A 17375-nucleotide genomic window follows, 5' to 3' on the forward strand; every position below is an offset into this window, starting at 1 on the left:
AGCGGACTACGCTGGCGGACATGACCGACGACGTCGACGCCCCCGGCGCACGTCCCGCGTCGGGCGGGGACGTGGTGCGCGCCCTGGCGTCCGGTCTGGCGGTGCTGCGCGCGTTCACCCCGGACACCCCCACGCTCTTGGTGAGCGAGGCCGCGACCGCCGCGGGGGTCACCCGGGCCACGGCGCGGCGCATGCTGCTGACGCTCACGGAGCTCGGCTACGCCGTGCAGGACGGGCGGCGGTTCGCGCTGACCCCGCGCGTGCTGGAGCTCGGCCACGGCTACTGGTCCGGCCGGTCCGTCTCCGAGATCCTCCGGCCGATCCTCACCCAGGCCTCGCAGCGCCTGCACCAGTCCTGCTCCGCGGGCGTGCTCCACGGGGCGCACCTGATGTACATCGCGCGTGTGCACACCGAGCGGATCCTGCGGGTGAACCTCGACGTCGGCACGCGCCTGCCCGCGTTCACCACGTCCATGGGCCGCGTGCTGCTGGCCGACCTGCCCGAGGACGAGGCCTGTGCCCTGCTCGCAGGCGCCCCGCGCACCCCCGCCACGGAGCACACCCTCACGGACGTGGACGCGCTGATGGCCGAGCTGGCGCGCGTGCGGGAGCAGGGCCACGCCGTGGTGACCGCGGAGCTGGACGCCCATCTGAGCAGCGTCGCCGTGCCCGTGCGCGACGCCGAGGGGCGAGTGGCCGTGGCGATCAACACGGCGCTGTCCCTCGGGCCGGACCATCGCGACCCGGGCGCGCGCCGGGCGGCCCTGCGGACCGGGGCCCGCGTGCCGGCGCCGCGCACGCCGGAGGTGGCGGCCGCCGTCGTGCAGGCCCTGCCGGTGCTGCGCGCCGCCGCGGACGACGCCGAGGCCGCCCTGGCCGCGCTCCAGCGCTGAGCGCCCACCCCCTTCAGCACTCCCCGCACCCGCATCCGCACCAGCACCAGCACCCGCCCCCGCGAATCGACTGCGGTTCTGACCCTTCTGAGGCCCGGAACGGCCGCCAGAAGGGTCGGAAGTGCAGTGGATTCGGAACGGGAAGGGCAGGGTGGGGGGTCAGGCCGGGAAGCGGCGGAGGTACTCCTCGAGGGAGTCGTCCGGGCGGTCCATCCACGGCACCGGGTGCGCCGCGGCCAGCGTGCCGGTCACGGTCGAGCGGTGCCGCCGGTCGCGGAACGTCCGGACGTCCTCGATCCGGGCGTCGCGCATCTCGAGGAAGGTGCGGGCCACCGCCTCGACGTCCACCTCCGGGCAGTCCGTGTGGGAGGACAGGTCCTGGATGTACGCGCCCTGGTAGGCCAGCGCGGCCGGCGGCCCGTCGATCCGCGTCATCCGCTCGAACCAGGCGTCCATGTCGGCCCGACGCTCCTCATCGCCGGGCACCGGGACGCGGCCGAGCAGCACGTCGCGGGCGAAGAAGGCCTGCGCGTCCAGGAGCGTCAGGGTGAACAGCTGCTGGGTGGCACCCAGGTAGAGCACGCGCGGGTCGGCGTGCCAGACCACGCCCTTCCACAGCCCGAACGGGGCCAGCAGGTTCGGGCCGGCCAGCGCCAGCTCGCCCGGCAGGAAGGGGTAGTGGTGGCGGTAGCCGGTGCACAGCAGCACGGCGTCGTACTCGGCGGTGGAGCCGTCCGCGAAGGTGACCTCCGCACCGTCGAACCCCTGCACCTCGGGGGCCTCGTCCATGCCGGCCGGCCACGCGATGTCCTGCGGGCGGGCACGGTAGGCGGTGGTCACGTGGGCGGCGCCGGCGCGGTGCAGCTGCAGGGCCAGGTCCTGCCCGGAGTAGGAGGAGCCCACCACGAGCACGCGACGGCCCGTGTACGGCTCCGGGCTTCGGTAGTCGTGGGCGTGCTGGACCTGCCCGGGGAAGGTCTCCACGCCGGGCCAGGACGGCAGGTGCGGGGTGTGGAAGTGCCCGGTGGCCACCACGACGCGGTCGAACCGCTCGGTGACGGCCTCGCGCGTGACCAGGTCCTCCGAGGTCACCCCGAACCCGCCGTCGTCGAGCGGCTGCACCCAGCGGACGGCCGTGGCGAACCGGATCTGCGGGCGGATGCGCCCGGCCACCTCGGCCACCCGGCCCACGATGTAGTCCCGCATGGCCTCCCGCGGGAGGTACGAGGACACGGCGCGGCCGAAATGCGCATCGAACGGGTAGTCCGGGTACTCCATGCACTCCTTGGGCCCGTTGATCCACAGGTCCCGGTACATGGCGGAGTGCACGGGCTCGCCGTGGCGGTCCGCGCCGGTGCGCCAGTCCAGGTTCCACTGGCCGCCCCAGTCGTCCTGGCGCTCGAACGCCACGACCTCCGGGACCGCCGCCCCCGCGTCCTCGGCCAGGGCGAGGCTCCTCAGCAGGGCCATGCCGGACGGGCCGGCTCCGATCAGGGCGACGCGCTCACGCATGGGTGTCCTTCCGAGAGTGGGGGTGGGGCGGCTCGGCCCGACCGTAGCACCGGCCCCCGCGAATCGACTGCGGTTCTGACCCTTCTCCGGGGTGGAACGGCCGCCAGAAGGGTCACAAGTGCAGCGGGCCACCCGCACCATGATCGACCCGCCGAACGGGGCGCGGCGGACAAGGGTCACGGCCGCCACGGCCATGAGTCCGAGGCCGTAGAGGAGGCCGGCCGGGTCCCACATGCCCAGCACGACGCCGGACCCGGCGTCGGCAAGGTCGGCATCGTGCCGGGCGAAGACCTCCTGGGCCAGCTGGAACGCGATGCTCCGGGGAGTACTCCCAGCTTCCTCTACGGCATGCGATACTCCCATCATTCATTACTCAATTCACGCGCCGTGCATGGCAGCCGTTGGCCACAACGGCATGTGACATCACTGCGCCCTCCCGAAGGAGCATCGTGGCCCGCAAGAGCAATCCTGTGTATTACGACGCCAACGGCAATGTCGTGCAGCCCCCCGCGAAGAAGAAAGGGGGGTGTCTCAAGTACGCCCTGATCGGCCTGCTCGCCCTGATCGTGATCGCCGTCCTCGCCTCCATGATGGGCGGCGGTTCGAACAGCACCTCGGAGGGGGGCGGAGAGGCCGCCTCCCAGGGCGAGACCAGCTCCAGCGACGAGGCAGCCAAGGTCGGCCTCGGCCAGGAGTTCACCGTGGGCGACTGGGCCACGACCGTTGAGTCGGTCGATACGCCCGTCGCGAGCGTCGGCCCGTCCGGCTTCTCCACGGAGGCCCAGGGCGAGTTCGTGCCCGTGCAGATCAGCGCGAAGAACAACGCCAAGGAGGAGCGGACGTTCTTCGCCGACAGCGTGAAGCTCGTCAGCGCAGACGGGGCCGAGTACAGCTACAGCACGGACGCATCGATCTACGGCACCGAGAACGGCATGAACATCGAGCCGACCAACCCGGGCAACGTGGCCAGCGGCTACCTGTGGTTCGACGTTCCGGCAGGGACCGAGATCACCCAGGTCAAGGTCTCCGGGGGCGGCCTCTCCCTCGATCAGCCGGTGGTCGTCGAGCTCGACTGATCAGCGCGCAGACGAGGCCCCATGTCCTTCCCGGGCATGGGGCCTCGTGCGCGCTGTGAACGTTGCGCTCAGAGCGGCCTGCCCTCGGCGAGGTCGGCGTCCTCCTGGGCGAGCTTGAACGCGATGTTCGCCGCCGGCACGGAGGCGTAGACCGCGGTCTGCAGGAGGATCTCCTGGATCTCCTCCCGGGTCAGGCCGTTGCGCAGGGCGGCGCGCGGGTGCATGGCGCACTCGTCCCAGTAGCCGCCGGCCACCATGGCGGAGATGGTCACGGCTGAGCGCATCCGCCGGTCCAGACCGGGCCGCGTCCAGATCGTCCCCCATGCGTAGCGGGTGATCAGGTTCTGGAAGTCCTCGGTGGTGGCGTCCTTCCTCGCCTCGGCGCGGTCCACGTGGGCGTCGCCCAGGACCTCGCGGCGCACGGCCCTGCCCGCGTCGAGCACCTCCTGGGAGGTGCGGTCCATGTCGTGCCCGATGGGCTGCTCGGCGCTCATGCGCAGTCTCTCCTCGTGGTGGGGGCGTCGTCGTGCGGGGCAGGGCGGGAGGGGGCGGGCGGCTCAGCGCGCCGGGAAGGCGGCCAGGGCCGCGGCGGTGCGCTCGGGCTGCTCGAGGGGGGCCTGATGGGCGGTCTCGTCGAACACGTGGGTCACGGTGCCCGGCACCGCGGCGGCGATCTCCTCGCCCGCCGAGGGCGGGGTGACCTGGTCCGCCACGCCGTGGATCGTGAGGACGGGGACGGCGATCTCCCCGAGGCGCCCGCGCACGTCGAAGTCGGCCAGCGCCTCGCACAGGCGCGCGTAGGAATGGCGGTCCGCCTCCTGCAGGGTGTGCAGCAGGCCCGTCGTCCGCTCCGGGTGGGCCGCGATGAACCCGTCGGCGAACCAGCGCTGCGCCGAGCCCTCGACGAGGGTCGGGGTGCCGGCACGCTCCACGAGCTCGGCGCGCTCGCGCCAGGACCCCGCCTCGCCGATCTTCGCGGCGGAGCAGATCACGGCCACACCGGAGACGGTGTCCGCGTGGTCCAGGGCCAGCTGCAGCGCCACGCACCCGTTGAGGGAGACGCCCGCGAAGTGCACGGGCAGGTCCGCGGGAACGGTGCCGTCCTCCTGCAGCGCCTGCACGGCGGCGACGACGGCGTCCGCCAGCTCCGCCATCGAGAACGGCTCGGCGTGGGGCTCGGAGGCGCCGTGGCCGGGCAGGTCGTAGCCGACCACCACGGTGTCCTCAGGGAGCTGCTGCGCGGCGAGGCTCCACAGGGCCTGGACGCCGGTGCCGAGGCCGGCGCCGACCACGAGCACGCGGGCGGGGTCCTGGGCGGGCTTCAGGAGGGTGGTGGTGACACGGGGGGTGCTCATGGGCGGTCCTTCCTCTGCGGCGGCGCCGCACCCCGAGGGGCGCGGCCGGTTCTGACGGAGATGGTCTCAGGTGCGGGGCGGCGTCGTCGTGCCCCGGCGGGCGGCGAGGAGGCGGTCCACGAGGGCCTCGGCCTCCCCCGTGTAGGCGGCGGGGTCGAGGAGGTCGTCGAGGCGGGCGTCCGGAACGGACTCCGGGACCGCCGCGCGCAGCAGGGCGCGGAAGTTCCCCTCGCACGCCAGGGAGCGGTCCACGACGTCCTGGATCAGCCGCTTCCCGGAGCCCGGCTCGCCGGAGGCCTCGTCCAGCTCCGGAGCCAGCTCGGCCATGATCCGCTCGGAGACGAGCAGCGGGCCGGTGAGCTCCAGGTTGCGCCGCATGCGGTCCTCGTGGACGCGCAGGCCGGAGACGAGCTCGCGGGTCAGGGCCGCGGTCCCGCCGGCCACCCGCAGCAGGCGGCGCAGCGCGGGCCACTCGGCGTGCCAGGCCCCGTCCGGGCGCTCGTCGTCCGCGGCGCCGGCCGCCGTGTACACCCGCGCCGCGAGCCCGGGGGCGGACAGCGCGGCGGAGCGGATCAGCACGGAGAGCACGGGGTTCTGCTTGTGCGGCATCGCGGAGGAGCCGCCGCGGCCGGCCGCAAGCGGCTCACCGAGCTCGCCGTTCTCGATCCGCGCCGATGTCAGCACGTCGTTGGCGATCTTCCCGCACGCGGCCACGACGTCGGCCAGGGCCGCGGCCACGCCCGTGACGGCCATGCGGTTCGTGTCCCAGGGCCCGGCGGGGGCGGCGAGGCCCAGCTCGGCGGCGAGGTCCTCGACCAGGGTGAACGCGGTGACCTCGGGGCCGAGGGTCCCCGCGCGGTGCGCGCGGTCGACGTGCCCGGACAGGGAGGCCAGGGTGCCGGCGGCGCCGCCCCACTGGACGGGCAGGTCCGCGACGGCGGCGGCGAGCCGATCCGCGGCCTGGCCGAGGCCGTCGAGCCAGTTCGCGGCGCGCAGCCCGAAGGTGGAGGGCAGGGAGTGCTGGGCGAGGGATCGGGCGACCATCGGCGTCGAGCGGTGGGCGCGGGCCAGCTCCGCAAGCGCGTCCTGCGCGGCGGCGAGGTCCTCGGCCAGGATCGCGCCCACCCGGCCCACCATGACCATCAGCGCGGAGTCCACGACGTCCTGGCTCGTGGCGCCCAGGTGCACGGCGCGGGAGCCGGCCGGCAGCTGCGCGCGCAGCGCCTTCAGCGCCGGGATCAGGGGGGGTGCCGCCGCCCTGGGCCCCGCGGGCGAGCGCGGCGAGGTCGTAGGCGTCCGGGTCGCCCGCCGCCGCGGCGGCCGCCGCCTCCGCCTCCGTGGCGAGCCCGTGCCGGGCGAGCACGCGCACCCATGCCGCCTCGACGTCGAGCAGGTGCCCCAGGAAGGTGCGGTCCGCGGTGGCGGCCTCCGCCCGACTGCCGGCCCAGGCCGGATCCAGGAGGCCGACGTCGGCGACGGCGGCTGAGGTCATGGCGGGCTCCTGGGGTCGGAGGGGTGGGATCGGGCTCCGGAGGCGGCGTCAGGCCCGACCCGTCCCGCGTGTGGGAGGGGCCGGGCCTGCGGCCGAGGCCGGCGTCAGTCGAGCTCGGGGTACTCGATGCCGGGGAACTGCAGGAACACGGTCTCCTTCGGTGCGTGCTCCCCGGGGCCCTGGATCCAGATGTCGAACTCGAGCGAGCCGTCGTCGTTCCGGGTGCCGATCAGGGTGCGACGGCGGTCCTCGTCGAGGGAGGTCAGGAACGCGTCCTGCACGATCGCCTCGGCGTCCTCGGGCAGGTACACGCGGGTGTGCAGCTTGTTCAGCAGGCCGCGGGCGAACACGACGACGTGGATGAACCGGGCGCGGTCCTCGTTCACCACGCCGGGCTCCACGGTGGAGAAGGTGTAGCGGCCCGCGTTGTCCACGGCGCAGCGGCCCCAGCCGGTGAAGGTGAAGCCGTCCTGGACGAGGGAGCCGTCCTCCTGCGAGATGACGCCCTCGGCGTCGGCCTGCCAGATCTCGATCATGGCGTCCGGGATCGGATCGCCGTTGCCGTCGTAGACGGTGCCGAACAGGCGCATCGCGTCCGCGCGGCCCGCGGGGACCAGCTGGTGGCCGTCGCGCCACGGCAGGTGGACCTGCTCGTAGCCGTTCGCGTAGCCGAAGAACGGGCCGATGGTCTGGCCCGGGGTGGGGACCAGCCTCCCGTCGGCGGTGCGCTCGGTGGTCTCGTCGATCCGCATCAGTGATCGCCCTCCTCGTCTTCCATCCAGGTGCGGTGGCTGCCCGTGAGCACGATGTCCCACCAGTAGCCGGTGTTCCACTCGTGGCTGGTCACCGAGTGGTCGTAGGTGGCCACGAGCCGGTCGCGGGCGGCCTGGTCCGTGATGCCCTGGTAGATCGGGTCCAGCGGGAACAGCGGATCGCCCGGGAAGTACATCTGGGTGATCATGCGCTGCGTGAAGTCCGTGCCGAACAGGGAGAAGTGGATGTGCGCCGGGCGCCACGCGTTGCGGTGGTTCTTCCACGGGTACGGGGCCGGCTTGATGGTGGTGAACTCGTAGGTCCCGTCCGCGCCGGTCAGTGTGCGGCCGATGCCCGTGAAGTTCGGGTCCAGCGGCGCGGGGTGCTGGTCCCGCTTGTGCACGTAGCGGCCGGCCGCGTTGGCCTGCCAGATCTCCACCAGCTGGTGGCGCACGGGGCGGCCGTCGTCGTCGAGCACGCGGCCGCGCACCTTGATGCGCTCGCCGATCGGCTCGCCGTTCTGGCCGACGGTCAGGTCCGCCTCGAGCGGGTGCACGTCGCGGTGGCCGAAGGCCGGGGACCACAGCTCCACGGTCTCGGGGTCGGCGTGCACGAGCGACTTGGTGGGGTGGCGGAACACCGACGAGCGATAGGGCGGGAAGTCGAGCCGCGGCTGGGTCTCGCCCTGGGCCTGGGCATGGACGGCCGCGATCTCTTCACTGATCTGCCCCTGTGAGTCGCGGGTGGCGGCTGGATCGAGCACGTGGGCGCTGTCGAACGTGTCGTCGTCCTTGGCCTGGGCGGCGATGCTCACGTCGGCTCCTTTCTCTGCGGGGTCGGGGATCGGTCGGGCTCAGGCGGAGGGCCAGCCGGTGTACTGCTCGGCGAGGAACTGCCGTCCGTAACGGGACTGGACCACGTTGCGGAGCTCACCGCGCACGCGCATGTCCTCGAACTCCGAGGCGTCCGGGCGGGCGTGGAGCATGGTGGTCATCCAGTAGGAGAAGTTCTGGTCCTTCCACACGCGGGTCAGCGCCGTCTCCGAGTAGGCGTCGAGCAGGTCGCGCGAGCCCGTGGCGGCCCACGACTCGAGCGCCTCGGCCAGGACGCGCACGTCCGCGAAGGCGAGGTTCAGGCCCTTCGCCCCGGTGGGCGGGACGGTGTGTCCGGCGTCGCCGGCGAGGAAGACGTTGCGGTGACTCAGCGGTGTGCGCACATAGGAGCGGAAGCCGAGCACCGTCTTGTCGATGATGGGGCCGGTCTTGAGGGTGAAGCCGTCCGGGCCGGCCACGATGCGCTGCAGCCGGTCCCAGATCCGGTCGTCGGACCAGTCCTCCACGCGGGTCGAGGGGTCGCACTGGAAGTACATGCGCTGCACGGTCTCCGAGCGCTGCGAGATCAGGCCGAAGCCATGCTCGGAGCGGGCGTAGATCAGCTCAGGCGAGGACTTGGGCGCCTCGGCGAGGATGCCGAACCAGGCGAAGGGGTACGCGTGGAAGTGGTCCTCGCCCTCGGTGTCGCGCTGGAGGGCCTTGCGGACGGTGGAACGCGAGCCGTCCGCGCCCACGAGGATGTCGCAGCGCAGTTCCTCGACCGGCCCCTCCTCGCCAGCGGCCACGGAGCGGAACCGGACGCCGGGGGTGTCCGAGTCGACGTCGAGCACCTCGAGCACCTCGGTCTCGAAGCGGACGTCGCCGCCGTCGCGCCGCCGCGCCGCGGCGAGGTCGACGAAGACCTCGTTCTGCGCGTACAGGGTGACCGTGGCACCCACGAGCTCCGGGAAGTCCAGGGCATGCGACTCGCCGTCGAAGCGCAGGATGATGCCGCGGTGCTCGTCGCCCACCGTCCTCACCCGGCCGTCGACGCCCATGTCCGTCAGCATCTCCACGCTGGGCTGCTCGAGGATGCCCGCGCGGTGGGTGTGCGCGATGGTCTCGGGGTCACGGGACTCGAGGACGACGTTGTCGATCCCCTGCCGCGCGAGCAGGTGGGAGAGCATCAGGCCGGCGGGCCCGCCGCCGACGATGCCGACGCGGGTGCGGGTCACGGGGGGCTGGGTCATGGCGTCCTTTCCGGGGGACGTCACCGGTCGGGCCGGGCGGGTCGGGCCGCGCGGCCGGGGCCGGCGGCGGAGGTCCCGACCATCCTGTGGCGCAGGACACGGCCCGCGCCCGGCCGTTCTCACTCAGTGAGAATGGCCGCCGAGTCCGCGGGCGATCCCCCGGGCGGCCGTCATCAGCAGGGGCGGCACCCCCGGGGTGTACGGCGCCTCGCGGGGGACGACGACCCCGAGCGCGGCCGCCGCCACGCCGTCGGCCCCGCGGACCGGCACGGCGACCCCCCGGGACTCCTCGTCCAACGCGCCGTCCACGGCCGCGTACCCCTCCCGCCGCACATCCGCCAGAAGCGCTCGCAGCCGCGGCTCGCTGGGCGTGGCCACCCGCGCCCGCACGCCCGCGGGCACCGCACGCCCCGACTCGAGGGGATGGTGATCCACGACGGCGCCGAGCCGGTCCCGGTGCCGGGCGATGAACCGCTCCGCCGTCTCGACCGGGGCGTGGGTGAGCAGCACGAGTCCCAGGGCGGTGGTGAACGGCGGCAGCCGACCCGCGACGTCCGCCTGGTTCACCACGGCCCCCTGGGAGGAGAGCCGGGCGAGCACGAGGACGCCGTCGTCGTCGAGGACCGCGAGCTGCGTGTGCTGCCGCAGGACCGACTGCACGTCCACGAGGAACGGCATGGCCGTCCGGGCCAGGGACATGCTCGGCGCGCTCCGGGAGGCCATCTCCCACAGCCGCAGGCCGGGCCGGACCACGCCGTCCTCGTCCTTCTGCAGCAGCTCGGCGCGCACCAGCCGGTCCACCCACCGATAGGCGGTGGCCAGGGGCAGCTCGGTGCGCCGGGCCAGGGCCGCCACGGTCAACACCGGACGCTCCGCGTCGAACGCGAAGCGGACCCGGATCAGCCGGTCCAACGTGCCGCTCGCGCCGACCCGCTCACGTCAGGAAGTCGCGCGCGACCTCGAGGAAGCGGTCGTTGGCCTCCTGCTCGCCGATGCTCACGCGCACGCCCTCGCCCGCGAACGCTCGCACGGACAGGGCCTGGGCCTGGGCGGCCTCGGCGAACGCCTGCGTGCGCTCACCGAGCGGCAGCCACACGAAGTTGGCCTGCGAAGAGGGCAGGTCCCAGCCGGCCCCGGCCAGAGCGGCGGCGACGCGCTCGCGCTCGTCGACGACGACCTGCACGCGCTCGAGGACCTCGTCCAGGTGCTCGAGCGAGGCGATCGCGGCCTCCTCGGCCACCGTGGACACCGCGAACGGGGTGGCCACGGTGCGCAGGGCCTTCGTGATCTCCGGCTGCGAGACCGAGTAGCCCACGCGCAGGTTGGCCAGGCCGTGCGCCTTCGAGAAGGTGCGCAGCACGACGACGTTCGCGTGCTTGCGGTACATCTCCAGGCCCTTGACCGCGTCCTCGTCGCGGACGAACTCCACGTAGGCCTCGTCGATGACCACGAGGATGTGCGCGGGCACGCGCGCCAGGAAGTCCTCGACCTCGGCGGTCGTGAGCACGGGGCCGGTCGGGTTGTTGGGGGTGCAGAGCAGGATCACGCGGGTCCGCTCTGTGATCGCCTCCAGCATGGCCGGCAGGTCGTGGCGGTGGTCCGCGGTGAGCGGCACCTGCACGTCCACGGCGCCGGCGGTGCGCACCACGATCGGGTAGGCCTCGAAGGAGCGCCACGCGAAGATCACCTCGTCGCCCTCCCCGGCCTCGCCGTGGCCGGCGAAGGCGGTGATGACCTGGGCCAGGGCGCCGAGGGAGCCGGCGCCGGTCACGACGTCGTCCGCCGGGACGTCCAGGTGCGCGGCCAGGGCCTGGCGCAGGCCGGTGGAGAGGGTGTCCGGGTAGCGGCAGAGGGTGCTGGGCGCGCCCTCCGGGCCGGTCACGACCTGACGCACCCGGTCGATCACGCCGGACACGGGCGCGTAGGGGTTCTCGTTCGAGGAGAGCTTGTAGGGGTGCAGGCCCGGGACGGCGACCGGCGGCTTGCCGGCGGCGTACGGCGGCAGCATGCCGACCTTCTTGTGGGGGGCGACCACGGCGGGCGTCTGCGGTGCGTCATCAGTCATGGCCACCAGGGTAATGCGGGCCGCGGACGCTGTGATCCGCCCCACGGGCCCCGGGGTTCAGGCTGCGCCGAAGGCGACGGCGACGGCCCGGGCCGCCTCACCGAGCCGGTCTCCGAGGCGCGCGGGGTCCTCCGGCCGCGTCGCGTAGACCACGGCGAGGGCGGCGGGCAGCTGGCCCGGGACCCGCAGCGGCACGGCCACCGAGGAGACGCCGGTGATGACCTCGTCGGAGCTGACGGCCCAGCCGCGCTCCCGCACGTCGTCGAGCTCGGGCCGCTCGGGCGGGGCCTCGCCGGGCAGCCGCGCCCACTCCTGTCCGGTCAGGGCGACGGCGATCGCCATCCCCGGCGCCCCGATCCCGAGGGGGTGCCGGGTCCCCGGCCGCTGCGTGACGAGGTTGCCGCTCGGCGGCTCGGCCGTGGCCAGGGTGAGGCAGTGCGCGCCGTCCCACACCACCAGGAACGCGGTCATGCCCAGGTCCGTGGAGACGGCGGTCAGGTGCGGCATGGCCGCCGCGCGTAGATCCTGCTCCACCCGGCGGGCGAGGACGGCCAGGCCGGGGGCGGCGTGGACGCGGCCGAGGCCGTCGCGGCGCAGCAGGCCGTGGGTCTCGAAGGTGCGCAGCACACGGTAGGCGACCGAGCGATGGACGCCCAGGCCGTCGGCGAGGTCGGCGATGGTGGGCGGCTCGGGCGCCTCCACGACGGTCTCGAGCAGGGTGAGCGCGCGGGAGAGCGTCTGGGAGGGCGCGCCCTCCCGGACCGGGCCGCCGTCGTGCTCCGCCATCCGTGCTCCTCGCCTCGCGTGCCGGACGTGACGCGCCCGGGGCGTGTTCGACCCGCGCGCCGGTTGTGAACCCGGTCACGTCCGCGTACAGTCTGGCACACATGTGTTCCCAGGGGGAACACCGTGTTCTCTGAGAGAACACGCCGTCGGGTGGCACGCGCGCCGCGCAGCGACATCCCCCGCAGCGAAAGGACCCTCATGCTCTTCCACCACCACGGCTACGTCTCCACGAACCCGCGCGTCCAGGTGGCGGCCGGCATCGGCCTGGACCGCCCCGCCGAGCTGCCGGACGAGATGGACGTGCTGATCGTCGGCTCGGGCCCGGCCGGCATGATCGCCGCCGCCCAGCTCGCGATGTTCCCGGACGTCCACACCCGCATCATCGAGCGCCGCCCCCACCGCCTCGAGATCGGCCAGGCGGACGGCATCCAGGCACGCTCCGTGGAGACCTTCCAGGCCTTCGGCTTCGCGAGCGAGATCATCGACGAGGCCTTCGACCTGACCTCCATGGCGTTCTGGAACCCGGCCGAGGATGACGCGGACACGATCGTGCGCACCTCGCTGGCCGAGGACGACCCGGAGGGCGTCTCCGAGTTCCCGCACCTGATCGTGAACCAGGCCCGCATCCTGGACTGGTTCGCCGAGTACATGAAGAACTCCCCCACCCGCGCGCGGCCGGACTACGGCTGGGCGTTCGAGACCCTCGAGGACACGAACGACGGCGAGCACCCCGTGCTCGTGACCCTGCGCCGCACCGTGGACGCCCAGGGCAACGCCCTCGAGGACCCCGCCTCGGGACCAACCCGCCAGGTGCGCGCCAAGTACGTGGTGGGCGCGGACGGCGCGGGCTCCCGCGTCCGCAAGGCGATCGGCCACACCCTGACCGGCGACGCCGCGAACCACGCGTGGGGCGTCATGGACGCGCTGGCCGACACGGACTTCCCGGACATCCGCACCAAGTGCGCGATCCACTCGTCCAGCGGCTCGATCCTCCTGATCCCCCGCGAGGGCGGCCACCTGTTCCGCATGTACGTGGACCTCGGCGAGGTCCCGGCGGACGACAACCACCAGGTGCGCCAGACCCCGCTCGAGGAGATCATCCGCCGGGCCCAGCAGATCCTGCGCCCCTACACGCTGGACGTGAAGGAGGTCGCCTGGCATTCGGTGTACGAGGTGGGCCACCGCCTCACCTCGGGCTTCGACAACCGCGAGCGCGTGGCCCACCCCAACGTGTTCCTGCTCGGCGACGCCTGCCACACCCACTCCGCGAAGGCCGGCCAGGGCATGAACGTGTCCATGCAGGACGGCTGGAACCTCGGCTGGAAGCTGGGCCAGGTGCTCTCCGGGATGGCCCCGGCCGAGCTCGTGCCGACCTACTCGGAGGAGCGCAAGGAGATCGCCAAGAACCTGATCGACTTCGACAAGGAGTGGTCGACGCTCATGGCCAAGCCCACCTCCGAGCTGGGCGACCCGAACGAGGTGGCCGAGTTCTACACGAAGACCGCCGAGTTCCCGGCCGGCTTCATGACGCAGTACCGGCCCTCCCTCCTCACCACGGACGCCACCGGTCAGGCGCTGGCGCAGGGCTACCCCATCGGCAAGCGCTTCAAGTCGGCGCTGGTGGAGCGCTCGTGCGACACCAACGTCAAGCACCTGGGCCACCTGCACCGCGCGGACGGCCGTTGGCGCGTCTACGTGTTCGCCGACGCCGCCTCCCCGCGCGCCGAGGATTCGAAGGTCGCGGCGTGGGCGAAGGCGATCGAGGAGGACCCGCGGTCCTTCCGCAACCGCCACACCCCGTCGGACGGGCCGGAGGACGCCCGCTTCGACATCAAGGTCGTGTACCAGCAGAAGCAGACCGAGTTCGCCCACCCGGACGTGCCGTCGATCTTCCGGCCGACCACCGGCTCCCTCGGCCTGCACGACCTGAACAACATCTTCGCCACGTGCCGGCCCACGCACGGCGAGGACATCTTCGAGGCCCGCGGCATCAGCCGTGACGGCGCCGTCGTCGTGGTCCGCCCGGACCAGTACGTCTCCGGCGTCTTCGGCCTGGACGAGGTCGACCGCCTGAACGCGTTCTTCGCCGGCGTGCTGCTCGACGCGAACTGAGCGAGCGGGCGACGGGCACCCCGCCGCCGGCGCGCTCACCGGGATCCCGGGGGCAGGTGGCCCCGCTCGGGCGGCGTGCGGCGCAGGCGCACCGCCCGGCTCGAGGCCACGGTGCCGGCGGTCAGCCCGGCCAACGCGGCGGAGAGCCCGGCGACCTCCGCCCGGGACGCGGGCTCGGCGGCCTCGAACTGCCGGATCAGGTCCACCTGGGCGTCGAAGTCGTGGGCGACGCCCAGGTCGTCCTCGACCGCCAGCGGAGAGGCGGTTCGGAAGCCACCCCCGGGCGCATCCCATCCGTGGCCGGCCGGGTGGAAGACCACCTCGGCCCGGCGCGACGAGACGGGGGTGGGCGCCCCGTCCGCGGCGACGGCCAGGTCCCCGTCCGAGGAGAACTCCAGCACCGCGGTCCGCCCGGTCTCCACCGCGTTGCCCGACGGCGCCGCGATCGTCATGACGCCGGCCACCGGATACACGGACGTGAAGTCCTCACGACCGGCCAGGTTGACGGCGTGCACCCCGCCCTGGGAGTAGCCGGCCAGGACGAGCGGTGCGCCGTGCGGGACGCCGGCCGCCTCGAGCGCCGCCCGCACCGCCGGGGCCGTGACCTCGGACTCGGAGCCGAGGGCGTCCAACAGTCCGCCGGCGTCCCACGGGTCGGTCGACTCGGGATCCGGGATCAGGCCGCCGCGGGTGCCCGGCAGGCCCACCACCCAGGCCCGACTCCCGTTCTCTCGCACCACCTCCGTGACCGTGAGGTCTCCGTCCCCCTCCGCGCGCGGGATGAGCGAGGCCAGCCCCGTGGCCGAGCCGTCCAGCAGGGCGGGCGCCGTCGGCCGGTCCTGCGGCGCCCCGTGCGGGGTCACCGCGCCCCGGGGCGCCGCGCCGGCGAGGGTCAGGGCGTCCGCCGTCACGGTCCATGCCTCGTCCGGGGAGACCCGCAGCGCCTCGGTGAGGTCCGACGCGGCATCCGTCCCCTTCTTCGCGGCGGAGGAGACGGGCCGCTTCAGCACGCGCTTCTGCGCCCTCGTCAGCATCTTCACGTCGATCCGTGCCAGGGCCGCGAGCAAGGGGAACCCGGCGGCCGCGAGCATGGCGGCCACGATGGCCTCGGGCACCGCCTGGACGACGTCCTGCACGAGCCGCTCCGCCTCGCGGGTGGTGAGGCCGTCATGGCCGTCCCGCCAGAGCAGCGCCGGCAGTTCCCCCAGGGAGGCGTCCTCGGCGGCCATGATGCCGGCCGCCGCGCGCTCGGCCTCCTCGTAGCGGGCCGCCGCGGAGAGCAGGTCACGGTGCAGCTCGGCGCACTGCTCCGACAGGTTCCGCACCCGACCGACCGCCTCCGCCAGTCGGTCCTGCAGCAGGGCGGCGGAGGCGAGCCACGTGGCCGACCGGCCCAGCCCGAAGGCGGCCGCGTCGACCTGCCACGAGGCTCCGGCCGCCTCGTCGGCGGCGTGCTCGTGCCGCCCGGCCACGACGCGCATCTCCTCGGCCTCCGCGTAGATCGAGCCCGGTCCGCCGTGCGTGCTGAAGGCCACCGCCCCCGGGCCGGCACCCCGCCCGCCGGTCACGCCGCCACCGCCAACGAGCGCAGGACGGCCAGCGCCGTCTCCTCGGCCGCCCACTCCCGGGCCTCGGCGTCTCGGCGTGCGTCCTCCGCCTCCCGCTCGGCGGTGGCCCGCAGGGCGAGCCACTCCCCGGCCTCCCGTTCGAGCCCCGCCGCCAGGGTCGCCGCCCGCCGCACGGCCTCCCCATAGGCGCCGGCGGCCTCGCCGCGCCATGCCGTGTGCAGCGCCGAGCGCACGTCCGTGGCGGCGCTGACCAGCCCGCCCAGCGCCGTGCGCAGCTGCGTCTGGGCCACGGCGAGGTCGGCGAGGGCCTGCTCGGCGGCCTCCCGCTCGCGCCGGGCGGGGTCGGCCCACGCGACCAGGCGGGCGGCGTCGTCGTCGAGTCCGACGGCCCGCAGGGCCGTGGCGATCTGCTGAGGTCCGATGAGGGGTGACATGCGGCCACCGTAGGGAGGGCCCGGGCCCCGCGACTGCGGCGAGGGGCGATCCGGGGATGGGGGACGCCGTCGGGACGCCTGTGCAGGAGCCAACCCTCTCGCACCGTCCCGGCGGCCGCGTCGCACCCGGGTCGCGCCGGCTTCGGCGTGTTGACCGAGGTCACACCCTGGCCTATTCTGAACGAGCGGTCAGTAATTCGATGCGCCCCGGTGCGCCCTGACCACGGAACCAGCCCGCACTCAGCGTGAGGTGATCCCCATGACGCAGACCAGCTCCCCCCAGCACCTGGCCTCCGTCCCGTCCCCCGAGGATGCGGCCGGCCAGGAGAACTTCGATCGCCTGATCGCGGAGGACTCACGCATCGAGCCCCGCGACTGGATGCCCGAGGCGTACCGCAGGTCCCTGACCCGCCAGGTCTCCCAGCACGCGCACTCCGAGATCATCGGCATGCAGCCGGAGGCCAACTGGATCACCCGAGCCCCCTCCCTGAAGCGCAAGGCGATCCTCATGGCCAAGGTCCAGGACGAGGCCGGCCACGGCCTGTACCTGTACTCCGCCGCCGAGACCCTCGGCACCCCGCGGGACGAGCTGAACGCGCAGCTGCTCTCCGGCCGCGCGAAGTACTCCTCGATCTTCAACTACCCGGCCCGCACCTGGGCGGACATGGGCGCGATCGGCTGGCTCGTCGACGGCGCCGCGATCTGCAACCAGGTGCCGCTGTGCCGCGCCTCCTACGGCCCGTACGGCCGCGCGATGGTGCGCATCTGCAAGGAGGAGTCGTTCCACCAGCGCCAGGGCTGGGAGATCCTCTACGAGCTCTCGCACGGCACCCCGGAGCAGAAGCAGATGGCCCAGGACGCCGTGGACCGCTTCTACGGCCCGGCCCTGCAGATGTTCGGCCCGCCGGACGAGGACTCCCCCAACTCCCGCCAGTCCATGGCGTGGAAGGTCAAGCGCTTCTCCAACGACGACCTTCGCCAGCGCTTCGTGGACATGATCGTCCCGCAGGCCGAGGCCCTCGGCCTCACCCTGCCGGACCCGGACCTGAAGTGGAACGAGGAGCGCGGCCACTACGACTTCGGCGAGCTGGACTGGGACGAGTTCATGTCCGTGATCAAGGGCAACGGCCCCATGAACACCCAGCGCATGGCCCGCCGCATCCAGGCCCACGAGGAGGGCGCCTGGGTCCGCGAGGCCGCCGCCGCCTACGCCCGCCGCCAGGCCGAGCAGAACGCGCCGGCCGAGACCCACCTGATCGGAGCCTGA

General features: G+C 73.6%; 16 protein-coding genes. 4 read left to right on the forward strand and 12 right to left on the reverse strand.

The genetic code is table 11. The features are described from left to right. Positions 1-20 precede the first annotated feature (20 nt). Positions 21-893 (forward strand): IclR family transcriptional regulator domain-containing protein, encoded by an 873-nt coding sequence (locus AC3RJ9_RS09490; protein ID WP_135101543.1) that lies wholly within the window; start codon positions 21-23, stop codon positions 891-893. A 159-nt stretch (positions 894-1052) separates the two neighbouring features. Here AC3RJ9_RS09490 and AC3RJ9_RS09495 read toward each other — a convergent pair whose 3' ends face one another. Then, positions 1053-2405, reverse strand: coding sequence for an NAD(P)-binding domain-containing protein (locus AC3RJ9_RS09495; RefSeq protein WP_020624472.1), 1353 nt, complete (start codon positions 2403-2405; stop codon positions 1053-1055). A gap of 449 nt (positions 2406-2854) precedes the next feature. On the opposite strand from AC3RJ9_RS09495, the gene AC3RJ9_RS09500 reads away from it, so the two are divergent. Beyond that, the gene (locus tag AC3RJ9_RS09500; RefSeq protein ID WP_129867092.1) at positions 2855-3481 is read left to right on the forward strand and encodes a DUF4352 domain-containing protein; all 627 of its coding nucleotides are present in this window, start codon (positions 2855-2857) and stop codon (positions 3479-3481) included. Positions 3482-3549: 68 nt separating this feature from the next. Here AC3RJ9_RS09500 and AC3RJ9_RS09505 read toward each other — a convergent pair whose 3' ends face one another. The 9 genes from AC3RJ9_RS09505 to AC3RJ9_RS09545 all read right to left on the reverse strand — a co-directional run bounded on the left by AC3RJ9_RS09505 (position 3550) and on the right by AC3RJ9_RS09545 (position 11994). Then, positions 3550-3975 carry a carboxymuconolactone decarboxylase family protein gene (locus tag AC3RJ9_RS09505; protein ID WP_044658774.1) on the reverse strand — a complete coding sequence of 142 codons (426 nt, stop codon included), beginning with the start codon at positions 3973-3975 and terminating at the stop codon, positions 3550-3552. A gap of 63 nt (positions 3976-4038) precedes the next feature. Next, a complete protein-coding gene (locus tag AC3RJ9_RS09510) occupies positions 4039-4836 on the reverse strand; it encodes an alpha/beta fold hydrolase (protein ID WP_020625038.1) in 798 nt (265 codons plus the stop codon). 66 nt (positions 4837-4902) lie between these two features. Further along, positions 4903-6024 (reverse strand): lyase family protein, encoded by a 1122-nt coding sequence (locus AC3RJ9_RS09515; protein WP_236557167.1) that lies wholly within the window; start codon positions 6022-6024, stop codon positions 4903-4905. A gap of 408 nt (positions 6025-6432) precedes the next feature. Beyond that, positions 6433-7080, reverse strand: a complete 648-nt coding sequence (pcaG, locus tag AC3RJ9_RS09520) for a protocatechuate 3,4-dioxygenase subunit alpha (RefSeq protein ID WP_020625037.1) — start codon at positions 7078-7080, stop codon at positions 6433-6435. Continuing rightward, positions 7080-7889, reverse strand: coding sequence for a protocatechuate 3,4-dioxygenase subunit beta (pcaH, locus tag AC3RJ9_RS09525; protein ID WP_196489408.1), 810 nt, complete (start codon positions 7887-7889; stop codon positions 7080-7082). Before pcaH ends, pcaG begins: the two co-directional genes overlap by 1 nt. A 45-nt stretch (positions 7890-7934) precedes the next feature. Beyond that, the gene (locus AC3RJ9_RS09530; RefSeq protein ID WP_036316631.1) at positions 7935-9143 is read right to left on the reverse strand and encodes a 4-hydroxybenzoate 3-monooxygenase; all 1209 of its coding nucleotides are present in this window, start codon (positions 9141-9143) and stop codon (positions 7935-7937) included. 123 nt (positions 9144-9266) lie between these two features. After that, positions 9267-10055 (reverse strand): IclR family transcriptional regulator, encoded by a 789-nt coding sequence (locus AC3RJ9_RS09535; protein WP_119217762.1) that lies wholly within the window; start codon positions 10053-10055, stop codon positions 9267-9269. A 22-nt stretch (positions 10056-10077) separates the two neighbouring features. Beyond that, positions 10078-11208, reverse strand: coding sequence for a histidinol-phosphate transaminase (locus AC3RJ9_RS09540; RefSeq protein WP_201294451.1), 1131 nt, complete (start codon positions 11206-11208; stop codon positions 10078-10080). A gap of 57 nt (positions 11209-11265) precedes the next feature. Beyond that, positions 11266-11994, reverse strand: a complete 729-nt coding sequence (locus AC3RJ9_RS09545; RefSeq protein ID WP_049146523.1) for an IclR family transcriptional regulator — start codon at positions 11992-11994, stop codon at positions 11266-11268. 198 nt (positions 11995-12192) lie between these two features. Here AC3RJ9_RS09545 and AC3RJ9_RS09550 point away from each other — a divergent pair, with 198 nt between their 5' ends. Beyond that, entirely contained in the window at positions 12193-14106 is a 1914-nt protein-coding gene (locus tag AC3RJ9_RS09550) for an FAD-binding monooxygenase (RefSeq protein WP_159833536.1), read from the forward strand. Between the two features lie 35 nt (positions 14107-14141). Here the strand turns inward: AC3RJ9_RS09550 and AC3RJ9_RS09555 are convergent, their stop codons facing one another. Together AC3RJ9_RS09555 and AC3RJ9_RS09560 are read right to left on the reverse strand one after the other, a co-directional pair. Continuing rightward, the gene (locus AC3RJ9_RS09555) at positions 14142-15641 is read right to left on the reverse strand and encodes a hypothetical protein (protein WP_240335734.1); all 1500 of its coding nucleotides are present in this window, start codon (positions 15639-15641) and stop codon (positions 14142-14144) included. Between the two features lie 29 nt (positions 15642-15670). Then, a complete protein-coding gene (locus AC3RJ9_RS09560; RefSeq protein ID WP_159833540.1) occupies positions 15671-16108 on the reverse strand; it encodes a hypothetical protein in 438 nt (145 codons plus the stop codon). Between the two features lie 259 nt (positions 16109-16367). Between AC3RJ9_RS09560 and paaA the strand changes: the two genes are divergently transcribed. Then, positions 16368-17375, forward strand: coding sequence for a 1,2-phenylacetyl-CoA epoxidase subunit PaaA (gene paaA / locus AC3RJ9_RS09565; protein WP_144859535.1), 1008 nt, complete (start codon positions 16368-16370; stop codon positions 17373-17375).

The organism is Micrococcus sp. 63XJN7_6_ISO-PGPR-S23-444 (assembly GCF_058072765.1).